Raw genomic sequence first — 12,761 nt, forward strand, 5'->3', positions numbered from 1 at the left:
CAAGGAATAAATGCTACAACAACTTGTTTACTCATAAACTCGTTTGGCTCACCATTTACATTCCAATGTACTGCCATACGATTTGGTAAATAGGGATAGAGAAATAGAGTAAGTAAAAGACAAGCGAAAAATATTCCAAGTACATACTTATATTTGATCAAGTGATTCTCACCTCTCTTTTCTCTTAACGGCTTCGCTTCTTTTAGAGAAATCCCTGCAAAAATCTACTTTTTTCAAGTTAAAACTTATACTTTACGCATTTTCTTTTTGAAATTCTTTTATTTTTTTATTTAACTTTGTAGGAAACGGCACATCAACTTCAATTGCTTCTTTCGTAATTGGATGCAAGAAATTTATCTTCATCGCATGCAATGCTTGACTGGACATATATTTTGTTTGTCCACCATATAATACATCCCCAACTAGTGGATTACCATTATGACTCATATGAACACGAATTTGATGTGTTCTACCCGTTTCTAATTGTAACGTTACGAAAGTAGTGTTTTGCTTCTTAAAATACTTTTCTACTTTATAATATGTGATAGCTTGGTCACCTTTTGGAGAAATACGACGCCTTGTAGCATGATGGCGGTCCCTTCCGATAGCAGCATCAATCTTTCCTTGTTTCTTCTTTACTTTCCCTTCAACGAGCGCTGCGTACGTTCTTTTAATTTTTCTTTCCATTAATAGACGATCCATAATTGCACCAGCAATTCTATGCTTAGCAAACACGACACCACCTGTCGTATCTTTATCTAAACGATGAATATGACGCACCTTCGCCTCTAAACCTTGCATTTGAAAATGAAAAGCAACAAGATTTGCAAGCGTCCCGGTTCCACCTTTTTCAGCAGGGTGTGTGTCCATTTGCTCTGGTTTATTTACGATAAGTACGTGATCATCTTCGTATACTACATGTAATTCACCATATTCTGGATCTACACCGTACTCTTCCTCTGCAAACATATGGACTTGTAACTTATCGTTCTCTTTTAAAAGCTCATTCCATCTTCTTTGTTCCCCGTTAACCGTAACACCTTTTTCCATACGAAGCTGATGTAATAGCTTTTTCGGTATTTCCCATTCTACTTTTAATACCGATTCAATACTTATACCATTCCATTTAGCTGGAACGATAATTTCACACCATTCGCCCTTTTTCTTTGTTTCCATACTGTTTATCACCTTATTTCTATTGATTCTCTCATTGTAACGGAAAACACACTTTGATGCACTGTCAAAAATAGAGGACAGTCTTATAATAGACTGCCCCTCAAGCTCTAAGTCTTTTCATTTCTAATAATACTTCTTCAGCTTTTTGTTCATACGATAAATCTTTAAAGAAATCCGCCAACCTTTTATAATCATTGTAAGCATCTAATAAATCGTCCATCTTTTCTATTTTCATCACTTGTTGTTTTTGTTTCATTTTTACTGGATAGCGATAACCTGATACTTCTTGTATTTTATAATACTCATCCTCTACTTGAACGACCTTTACAAGTTCTTCCTCTTCTGCATCCATCGTATACCCGTCAAATTCTCTAAGTAGTTCATAAATGATATGAGTCCATTCATCTTTTGGATAAAATCCTTTTTCTAACCGATAACCGACAATGCGATACATATGCCCATCGTTCTCGGCAAACTGTACTGTATCATTTAACTTAAACTTAAAATAACGAAACATTGCCTTCACCTACTTATTATGTAATGTTCTTATCACATACTATTTGCAAAATGTAGGCTTTGCTATTCATAAAAAATGCTCATCAATATGATGAGCATTTTTTATGATGATTTTTCTCGTTTTTTTCGAAATGGTAACCACCAGTTCCAGTCTCCAAATAACTTCATTAAGCTTGGTACGAGCATAAGACGAATAATTGTTGCATCAAGAAATATTGCTAATGCAACGCCAAGACCCATCTGCTTTACTGGTAAAATATCAGTAAATGCGAATGCACCAGTTACAACAATCATTATTAAAGCAGCTGATGTAATGATTCTACTTGTTGAAACGAGCCCTTCTAACGTTGCTTGATCGTTATCTCCTGTTTCTTCATAGAGCTCATGAATACGTGAAATAAGAAATACTTCATAATCCATACTAAGCCCAAATACGAGGCCAAAAATGAAGATTGGTAAGACAAACAGAACCGGACTTGCTTCTAAACCGAAATGACCACCTTCAAATAACCAAACAACAATTCCAATGGTTGCACTTAAACTAAGTATATTCATAACAATTGCCTTAATTGGAATGAGTATAGATCGGAATGCAAATAATAATATAACAAAGGTCGATCCAAATATAACAGACATACCAATTACAACTTTATCTTTAATTTCATCTTCTAATTCTTGTTGAAACGTCGTCATTCCGCCTAGATAATACGTAACATCCGTTTCTTTATAGTTCTTTTTAAAGTCACGTACCCACTGTTTTGCAGTCTCTGTACGTGGTTTTGTTTTCAAAAAGATTTCTATCGTCGTCTTATTCCCTTGCGTGTATGCTTCAAATACAGGAGTTAGTTTCGCTGATTCTGGCGACTGCAATATTCCAACAACTTGATCTGCTTTCATTCCAGTTAACCCGTCGTATAAACTTCTTACTTCATGTACTTTCTTATCATCTTTTAACTTTTGAACGACTTCTTCTATCTTTTGTAGACTTTCTTTTTCTTTCATATCTTTTTTCGTCTCTACAACTAACGTAACATCAGCGTGTGTTTTGACAGTTTCATTAAATGCTTCTTCATACTTTTCATATGCAATCCTTGTATCACTCTTTTCAGGTAAAGCTTCAACACCAGGGAACTGCAAATTCGCTGTACGTAATGGTAATAAGCAAATAACAATAAATGTTGTAACAACAATAATCATTGCAATTGGATGTTTCATGACAAATTGTGCAAATTTACGCCATGCTTTTGCCGGCGTATGTGCTACTTGATTCTTTTTTAATATTCTTTTACCTATTAACGATAATAGTGCTGGAAGAAGTGTGAGTGAGAATAAAATGCTCATAATGACAACAATCATTCCGCTAATCGCGACAGATTGAATATAATCTATCTTAAAGAAAAACAAACCGGATAACCCAACAAATACGCATAATCCTGAAAATACAATCGCACGTCCTGCCGTTTGATATGTAATTGCTATCGCTTCTTTTACCGTTCGTTTAGCAACTTCCTCTCGAAAACGGTTCACAAATAATAGCGCAAAATCAATAGATAATGCAAGTCCAATCATCGGCGCAACGTTTAACACGAAAATAGATAGTTCTTTATCAACACCGATGAAATACAATATCCCCATCGTACTAATAACACTAAGCGCCCCATTCAAAATCGGTAAAATTGATGCCAAAAGACTACCAAACGAAAATAGTAATACAAGAAACGCAATTGGTAATCCAATCATTTCTGCTACTTTTAAATCATTTTGCGTTCTTTCATTAATCTCTTGATTAATTTTCGGGAATCCTGTAGGTGTTACTTTTAATGCTACATTACTTTCTTTCCCAATCTCATCAGCAAATTGTAATGTCTTTTCCATTCTTTCTTTATTTGTTTTCCCGGAAAATAAAATTGTCGCATAACCGATGTCATCTTGTAGCATTTCTTTATTTTGGATTGGGTGATGGAAAGATTCATAGCTCTCTTTCTCTTGAACATTCTTTACAATTTCATCTATTCGCTTTTTAAATTCCTCATGTGAAGCATCTTTATTTTTCTCAAAAACGAGCAGAAGCGTATCTTGAGACTTCTTAAAATCTTGATCTAAAATTTCTTTTGTTTTTTGATAGTCGCCTTCCGTTTGGAAACCGTCACCACCTAATACTCCCGGTAGCTTTGGAGCAAAAATCCCAAGTGCGATTGCGAGCAACAGTAACGCTACAATTACTGTATAACGAAACTGATACAAAAAGGCTCCTAACTTCCCCCACTTATCAACTTTATGTACGTTTGTCTTCACACATTTTCACCTACTTTAAATAATTCAATTGTCACTTATACTGTATCACATCTTGATATAAACAAAAAACGTCTGGAAAAACTATAATAATAGTTTTTCCAGACATTTTTCTACCTCTCTTTATTAAACCCTAATCTCTCAGTAAGTAAACGATGGTAGTAAATCGCGATAATTAACAAAATACCACCTACGCAGTAACCAGCTAAAATATCAGTTGGGTAATGTACATTTAAAATGACTCTACTTAATCCAATCGATAGAATTACTATACCCATCAAAATCGTTGTGACACATTTCCCAGCTACGCTTTTCAAATTAGCAGCAATGATATAAGTAAGAAATCCAAATGTCATAATCGATAGCATTGCATGTCCACTAGGAAAACTATATCCAAGTGCATCTAGCGCTTCATTTAATGACGGACGTTCTCTCTTTACAATCTCTTTTATCCCTTTATTCACAAGATGTGTTATTAAAATCCCCATTGGATATACAATCATCGCAGCATAATAACGCTTCTTCCAAAAAACAAGCAAGCTTATGACGAGCGTAGCGACTATCCCAATTGCTGATCCCAATTTTGTAAAGTACGAGAAAAATATAAGAGAACTTTCCGTTTGTAGCCCTCTTACTAATCCACGGACATATGTATCCATCACTGTAACGCCACCTGCATGTACGCGCCAAGCAACAATACCAAATACAGCAAATAACAAACCGATACACATTACCTCATACTGATGTAACTTCTTATTCAAACGATTTCCTCCTACTATGAAAAAATGCGATTTCTACTTTAGAAACCGCATTTCCTTACTTATTTACCTTTTGTTTTTAGCTCTGTCCAGTAACGATCATAGTCTTTTAACTTATCGTCTACATCAACAAGCCATTCTGTACGATCTAACTCTTCTTTCGTTAAGAAAATCATGTGATTATCACGGTATTCTTTACTATGAAGAGGATGAGCTTTTTCATTTGGATTACTGTAACCAATTGACTCGTAGTTTTTCACACTTACTTTTTCATCTAGTAAGTAGTTCATAAATTTCTCAGCAAGCTCTTTATGTTTTGCACCTTTTGGAATTGCTAACGTATCAGCCCAAATTGTGCCGCCTTCTTTCGGTACAACATATTCTACATCTTTATTATCTTTTGCGATAAATGCTGCATCTCCAGACCAAACTGTTCCGATCCAAGCATCTTCTGTAATGAATTTTTGTTTAATGTTATCTGTATCAAATGCTAATAAGTTTGGAAGCAGCTTCTTTAAATCATCTGCTGCTGTCTTTAATTGTGCATCGTCTTTCGTACTGTTTGAGAACCCGTGCTTCTTAAGACCCACTCCTAATACCTCACGAGAATCGTTCAGTAACGTTACATGTCCTTTATATTTCTCATTCCATAAGTCCGCCCAGCTTGTAGGTGCTTCTTTCACATACTTTTTATTGTATGCAATCCCTGTTACACCCCAAGTGTACACTAAAGAATATTTATTCTCTGGATCAAACGCAGGTGTTTTGAAATTAGAAACCATATTTTCGATATTCGGGATATTCTTTTTATCTAACGGCGCTAATAAGTCCATTTTCGCCATTGTTTTAACCATGTAATCAGACGGCTGGATTAAGTCGTACTTTGCGCCACCAGCTTGTAATTTCGCAAGCATTTCTTCATTACTTGCGTACTTGTCATAGTTAATTTTCACATTATATTTCTTTTCAAAATCTTTTAGCACTTGCTCATCAAAATTGTCAGCCCAGCTATAAATATTTAATTCTTCTTTCTTTTCACCACAACCAGCAAGCACACCAGCAACAAGGCTAAAACTAATTGCTGCGCCAGCTATTCTTTTCATTAATTTCATCGGTTTATTACCCCCTTGTACTTTCTATATCGTTCGTATTATAAAGGAAGGTGTCCTCCAGAGTTTTCTTCACCATCTGCACCTTTGTTCCGGAAGATTTCAGATAGAACCATTAATCCTACGATAGCAACAATTAAAATTGTAGAAAGAGCATTAATTTCTGGTGATACTCCGCGCTTAACCATACTGTAAATATATAATGGCAATGTTGTTGATCCTGGTCCTGATACGAAGAAACTAATTACAAAATCATCAATTGATAATGTGAATGTTAATAATGCTGCCGAAATAACTCCCGGTGCAATTGCTGGGAACGTTACATAACGAAACGTTTGCCAAGGCGTTGCTCCTAGATCATTTGCAGCTTCTTCTAAGTCACGTCCCATACTTGAAAGACGCGCAGCTAAAATAACAACAACAAACGAAATACTAAATGTAATATGTGCAATAATAATCGTTGTTTGTCCAAGTTCCATTCCTAACTGGCTGAAAAGAATTAGTAAAGATAATCCCATTAAAATATCAGGAATTAAAATTGGTAAATATACAAGGCCATTAATAGCCCCTTCGAAACGATATTTATAACGATGTAAAGCAATTGCAAAGAATACACCAAGTACCGTTGTCACAATCGTTGTTATAACTGCAATCGTAATACTATTTACAAATGCATCAATAACATCTTGTTTTTGAAATAAATCTGTATACCAATGGAATGTAAAACCTTCCCACTCCGCATTAATGCGAGAGTCGTTGAAAGAATAGACCATTAAAACCATCATTGGAAAATACAAGAATAACAAAATTAACCAAGAATAAGAAACTAAAAACTTCTTCATCTTTGCCTATTCCCCTCCGTTCTCATTATATTTATATACTTTCGTTGCACGATAATATAAGTAAATTAACAGAACAGAGAATAGAACAACGATAATCGATAACGCAGATCCAAATGGCCAGTCACGTGCACCTAAGAATTGATTTTGAATAACGTTTCCGATTAATGCTACTTTCGATCCGCCCATCACGTCTGATACAACAAACATTCCGATAGAAGAAACGAATACTAAAATAGAACCAGTCGCAATTCCTGACATAGTCATCGGCACTGTTATATTCCAAAATGCCTTTATTGGTGTTGCTCCTAAATCATAAGCCGCTTCTAGCTTACGCTTATCCAGCTGCTCAATTGCTGCATACACTGGTAAAATCATAAATGGTAATAAAGAATAGACCATTCCGAGTATTACAGAAGGAGTATTATATAATAAATTTAACGGTTCACTAATAATGCCAAGCTTTAATAACAACGTATTCACAAGACCTTGTGAACGTAAAATAACAATCCATGCGTATGAACGAACAAGAAAGTTAATCCAAAACGGGATCGTTGCCAATAATAAAAGAATAGAACGGTATTTGCGATCAACAATTGTAATTGTATACGCAAACGGATAACCAATTAATAAACATATTACTGTTGTAATAACTGCGATCTTAACAGTTTCCCATAACGTTCCTAAGTACAAAGGATCAAACACACGGGATATATTCTCCAGCGTAAATTGCATTTCTACTGTCCCGTAAGCTCCGCGCTGCATGAAGGCGAATCCTAATACGAATACGAGCGGGATTAGGAAGAAAATTAACAGCCACGCGACTGTAGGTAGTGCGAGTAATTTCCCTTTTTTCAATTTAAGGTCACCTCGTCCTCTTGCTCCCAGCCTACATATACATTATCTCCAATGCTCCACTGCGCTGCCTCTTCAGCAGTTTGATATGCCATTAGTAATTCTGATGTTTTCTCATCACGTACATAAAGCTTCTCCATATTTCCGACAAACTCGATATCTTCAATATGTCCAAGATGGTATTCTTTTAAAATTGACTCTTCAACCGAACGTACTTTTACATTTTCAGGGCGAATTGCTACATAGCCTTCCCCGTTTTTCACAATATTATTTTCACCGATGAATGTCGCAACGAACAATGTTTTCGGCTTATTATAAATTTCTTTCGGTGTTCCGATTTGTTCGATATGTCCTTTATTCATAACTACAATACGATCGCTCATGCTCATTGCTTCTTCTTGATCGTGCGTTACGTATATGAACGTAATTCCTAAATTACGTTGTAAGTTTTTCAATTCACGTTGCAAGTCTTTTCGTAACTTAAAGTCAAGCGCTCCAAGTGGCTCATCTAATAGTAATACACGCGGATTATTTACAATCGCTCTTGCAATTGCAACACGCTGCTGTTGTCCACCAGAAAGCTTCGCAGGTTTACGATTACGGAACTCAAGTAACTGCGTTAAACGCATTGCCTCTTCAGCACGCTCTTTCTGCTCTGCTGCTGATACTTTCTGCATTTTCATACCAAAACAAATATTCTTCTCTACTGTCATATGTGGGAATAGTGCGTAATGTTGGAACACTAGGTTCATATGACGCTTATATGGCGGCAAATCGTTAATTCTTTCAGCATCTAATAAAAGATTCCCTTTAGTTGGAGTTTCAAATCCTGCGATCATACGAAGTAAAGTCGTTTTCCCGCAGCCACTCGGTCCTAAAATTGTTAAAAACTCTCCCTCTTTAATATCTAAAGAAAGAGGTGGGATAATCACTTGATTTCCAAAATGTTTTTCAACTGCTTCAACTTTAATAATCTTTTTCATTTTCCCGTCCTATCTACCTTAAATTTTTAATTTTTATATTCATGAATAAATATTTATGTTCTATAGACTATTTTTTGTTTCGATCCAAACAAAAATGATTATTTAACAAGCGTTCGTTTCTATTCTTTATGTAGTATGTTGGATTCATTTTCGCATGATACATAACGTCGAACAGAAAAACCCCTTCCATTGCGAAGGGGCTATTATCATACGGCTACGCCTACTGATAAACACCATCATCATTTTAACAACTTTCGTATGAATTTTAAAGCACTTTTTGTAGAAGAGTAACGAATTTTCATGTCGAATGCTGTAGATTGGGCTAAAATGCTTTTATAATGTGAAAAAGTCCGAAAACTTTCTTTCCCATGATACCCCCCTAATCCACTACTTCCAACACCCCCAAAAGGTAAATATGGCGTGGCAAGATGATAGACAACATCATTAATACAGCCTCCACCATATGAAATATTACTCGTCACTTTCTTTTGTACTTCTTTATCTTCAGAAAATACATATAACGCTAACGGCTTCGGATGTTGCTGGATTGTGCCAATTACATCTTCTATGTTGTCGTACTCTATGATTGGTAAAATCGGACCAAAAATTTCATCTTCCATAACAGTATCTTTCCATGTAATATCCGCTAGTACTGTCGGTTCAATATGTAATGTATCTTTCTTATAGTTTCCACCAATTACGACTTGACCATCTTGTAAGAATCCACATAATCGTTCAAAATGACGCTCACTTACAATACGCACATAATTTTCATTTCGCAAAGGTTCTTTACTATACTGCTCTGTAATTTCATGTCGCAGTGCCTCAATTAGCTTTTCTTTCACGGAAGAATGCACATACATATAATCAGGCGCTACACACGTCTGCCCTGCATTTAAAAACTTACCCCAAACAATTCTTCTTGCTGTCATCTCTATCTTTGCATCTTTATGTACAATACAAGGACTTTTCCCGCCAAGTTCTAAAGTGAGCGGTGTCAACTGTTTCGCTGCTGCTTCCATTACAACTTTTCCAACGCCAACACTACCAGTAAAGAAAATATAATCAAACGGTTCCCTCAGCAAAGATGTACTCTCTTCAACGCCACCTTCTACTACCGCTACAAGCTCTTCTGGGAATAATTCATCTAACATTCTCTTAAGCACTTTTGAAACGCTTGGCGTTAACTCTGACGGCTTTAAAACGATTGTATTTCCAGCTGCCAGTGCTCCTACAAGTGGTGCAATTGCTAATTGAAAAGGATAGTTCCACGGTGCAATAATAAGCGTCACACCATACGGTTCTGGCACTACTTTTCCTTTTGATCCAAAATGAGTGAGTGCTGTTCGAACTCGTTTCGGTTTACTCCACGATGACATATGTTTCAATTGAAAGGAAATTTCTTTTAATACATATCCAACTTCCGTTGTAAACGACTCGTGAACTGACTTATTTAAATCTAATTTCAATGCCTGAAATATTTCTTCTTCAAAACGCTGAATGCCTTCATAAAGCTTCTTCAAATTATTCTTTCTCATTTCGATGCTTCTCGTATGCCCTTTTAAAAAATATTCCTTTTGCCTACTTACAATAGAGGAAATACTCATTCACTCACCTTCTCCCACTATTTTTATCCAATTCTTTCATTATTTATATAGACTTCATATATAACAAATTTCTATTCTTAAGGTTACATTATATATGACTTTTTCAGCTATATAAAATTCATTGCTCACAAAAAAACTACCGAAAGAAAATCTCTCGGTAGTTTTACTGTATTAACGATATAAACGAACAGCACCTGCAGAATTATCATCAGCTTGTCCTACTACTTCAAATTTCAAACCAAGCTTCGGTAAAATACGTCCTGCATCTGGAATCTGTTGATTAATATACGTTTTAGAATCATCAAACTTTGGTACGCCTGCTAAACCATCATACGTAAATGTTCCACGCGTTGGAGATACAACTTTCCAAGCTGGCGTTTTGTCGAATGAGAACGCTGCATCAGCGATTTGGAATCGCGTACTACTCTTAACTGTTGGTTTACCATTTAAAGTACCAACAATTGCTTCTGGATGAGAATCAACTACACCAAGGAAACCGTGTCCTGGATGTACACCAACCCAGTTATCTGTATAAGCTGAATCTGCATACCATACAACCATACCAGTGTTAAATACTGGACCGCGAGCAAATTTCAACGCGTTATCTGCCCCAGCATAGTTTCTCCACTCAACATAGTAGTTATGTTTTTTCTTCTCTGTTCCGTTAGATACAACGAAACCATCTAATTTTAATTGTGGTGTACCTTCTGCGTCATCAGAGAATGCTACTTTACCATCTACTGTTAATGAAGCATTATCAAGAGCGAATCCATTTAATGCTAAACCACCATCAGTAATGTAATCAAATGTTAATTTTACTTTCTTGCCTTTGAATTGACTTAAATCATATGATTTGTCAATCCATTTTCCATTTGTCGAATCTGCATTTCCACTATTTGCTTTCTCACCAAGTCTTTCAATTAACGTTTGTTGACCATCTTCCGTTACAGCGTGTACTTCAAGGAAATCATACTCTGCTTCAATTTCATATAATGATTTGAAGTCAAATTTTGCAGTCGTTGCATTTGTTAAATCGAACAGTGGTGTTTCCATCTTCGTATGAAGATCATCACCTTTTGTGCTGTAGTAATACTGTTTTCCAAATGCCGGCTCAATTGTTTTTATATCTTTGTCTGGTAAGTTAACACGAATCATACCCGGACGGTTAGATTTCGTAACACTTTGATCCAAATATGTCGCTAGACCGATACCTTTATTTAATTTCTCGTAATCTACTTCTACGATATTTGCCCAGTTACCACCGATTGTTTTTTGGAAAAACTCTTTATTTTGTGGTGAGAAACTCGTTGGCGTCGTTCCAGCGATTTTACCAGCCCAGCTTCCGCCACTCATAATAGACCAAGCTTCAATCGGCTCACCTTGACCACTATATTGTGTATCGTACTCATCTGGAAGACCTAAATCGTGACCATATTCATGTGCGAATACACCAACCGCTCCATCTTCTGGTTCAATTGTGTAGTCGAATGCTGCCATCTTTCCACCCCAATATGGTACTTTCGCTTGTGTACCTTCAATTGGGAATGGCTTTGGTCCAACTGTCCAACGGTGCGACCAAATTGCATCATCGCCTAATTTACCACCGCCTGCTTCTTGTCCAACACCCGCATGAATAATCATTAAGTGATCGATTAAACCGTCTGGTTGATTTTTATTTCCATCACCATTTACATCGTATTGATCAAATTGGTCGAACTCTGATAAATCAATACCACTATCTACAGCTGCTTTTAATGCATCTTTTACTAAATCACGTGGCCCTTTTGGTCCTTTATTATCATGGCCGCCGCTAGCAGCATCTGCACCGTAATCAGCCGCCTTACCAGGAACTGTTAACCATTTTGTAACTGTTCCGTCCACTGTGTAACTACCACCAGATTGTTCTTCGTAATATTGTTTAAACGTTTCAATTTTACTTCCATCATCTAATGTAAATGGCTCGTTGCCGAATAACATTTTTTCATAATGTTCTTTATTAAAATCGTTAGAATACATATATCCAGGCTCTTTGTCGATATTATTATGTTTAAAGTCAGCGTACTCTACAAGTAAAACGAGTACTTTGTCTTTACGAACTTCACCGTTATAGTCTTTTTGTTTCGCTGGAGAAGTTGGTACTTTACCATTTAGACCGCCTTTAACTGGGCCTGTCGCTGCAGGTGTGCCTGTTGCTGGTTGATTTAATTTTTCTTTCGTGTCTGCTTTCGCATCTTTCACTTTCTTTAAAAAGTCGGATGCATCTTTCGTAAGTTGGTCCCCATTCGCTGCTTCTTTCCCAGGATTTTCACCCTTTTTGTTCTCTACATACTTTTCGACTGCTTTCTTTGTTTCTGTCTCTGAAGCCTTCGAATCAATTACCCCACGTTTTTTTAATGCATCTGCTAAACGTTCTTCCGGAATTAAATGATCATCAACTGGGCTCGTAGCTGTTTTATTCACAGGCGTTTCAGCATATGCAGATTGAGTGCCAACTCCGAATGAAAGGCCTAATACAGCTGTCAATGCGATTGATGACAAAACTTTGAACGGTTTCTTGTTCATCCCTTATTTCCTCCCCTAATAAATAATATGTATTACAAATTGAATTTTATTAAAAATTCAATAT

The 12,761-nt window shown here is 36.2% G+C and carries 11 protein-coding genes; all 11 read right to left on the reverse strand.

Annotation, left to right across the window (positions count from 1 at the left end):
• A partial coding sequence (locus tag ACQGS6_RS15390) for a DUF1648 domain-containing protein (protein ID WP_426965281.1) occupies window positions 1-161 on the reverse strand: 161 nt, incomplete at its 3' end.
• A gap of 91 nt (window positions 162-252) precedes the next feature.
• Window positions 253-1,176: an RluA family pseudouridine synthase gene (locus tag ACQGS6_RS15395; RefSeq protein WP_426965280.1), complete on the reverse strand. Its 924-nt coding sequence runs from the start codon at window positions 1,174-1,176 to the stop codon at window positions 253-255.
• Between the two features lie 100 nt (window positions 1,177-1,276).
• Window positions 1,277-1,693, reverse strand: coding sequence for a hypothetical protein (locus tag ACQGS6_RS15400; protein ID WP_000490301.1), 417 nt, complete (start codon window positions 1,691-1,693; stop codon window positions 1,277-1,279).
• Between the two features lie 101 nt (window positions 1,694-1,794).
• A complete protein-coding gene (locus ACQGS6_RS15405; protein ID WP_000856422.1) occupies window positions 1,795-3,987 on the reverse strand; it encodes an MMPL family transporter in 2,193 nt (730 codons plus the stop codon).
• Window positions 3,988-4,097: 110 nt separating this feature from the next.
• Window positions 4,098-4,745, reverse strand: coding sequence for a phosphatase PAP2 family protein (locus ACQGS6_RS15410; RefSeq protein ID WP_001035520.1), 648 nt, complete (start codon window positions 4,743-4,745; stop codon window positions 4,098-4,100).
• Between the two features lie 59 nt (window positions 4,746-4,804).
• Window positions 4,805-5,854, reverse strand: coding sequence for a spermidine/putrescine ABC transporter substrate-binding protein PotD (potD, locus tag ACQGS6_RS15415; protein WP_000772485.1), 1,050 nt, complete (start codon window positions 5,852-5,854; stop codon window positions 4,805-4,807).
• 38 nt (window positions 5,855-5,892) lie between these two features.
• Window positions 5,893-6,693, reverse strand: coding sequence for a spermidine/putrescine ABC transporter permease PotC (gene potC, locus ACQGS6_RS15420; RefSeq protein ID WP_000714192.1), 801 nt, complete (start codon window positions 6,691-6,693; stop codon window positions 5,893-5,895).
• Between the two features lie 6 nt (window positions 6,694-6,699).
• Window positions 6,700-7,548, reverse strand: coding sequence for a spermidine/putrescine ABC transporter permease PotB (gene potB, locus ACQGS6_RS15425; protein WP_000715500.1), 849 nt, complete (start codon window positions 7,546-7,548; stop codon window positions 6,700-6,702).
• Window positions 7,545-8,528 carry a spermidine/putrescine ABC transporter ATP-binding protein PotA gene (potA, locus tag ACQGS6_RS15430; RefSeq protein ID WP_000720318.1) on the reverse strand — a complete coding sequence of 328 codons (984 nt, stop codon included), beginning with the start codon at window positions 8,526-8,528 and terminating at the stop codon, window positions 7,545-7,547. Before potA ends, potB begins: the two co-directional genes overlap by 4 nt.
• Window positions 8,529-8,767: 239 nt before the next feature.
• On the reverse strand, window positions 8,768-10,135 hold the full coding sequence (locus ACQGS6_RS15435; protein WP_000028383.1) for an aldehyde dehydrogenase: 1,368 nt from the start codon (window positions 10,133-10,135) through the stop codon (window positions 8,768-8,770).
• A gap of 171 nt (window positions 10,136-10,306) precedes the next feature.
• A complete protein-coding gene (gene inhA1 / locus ACQGS6_RS15440) occupies window positions 10,307-12,697 on the reverse strand; it encodes a M6 family metalloprotease immune inhibitor InhA1 (RefSeq protein WP_001035951.1) in 2,391 nt (796 codons plus the stop codon).
• Window positions 12,698-12,761 lie beyond the last annotated feature (64 nt).

It is taken from the genome of Bacillus sp. GMs2/2, from assembly GCF_050172095.1.
Lineage (GTDB): Bacteria > Bacillota > Bacilli > Bacillales > Bacillaceae_G > Bacillus_A > Bacillus_A cereus.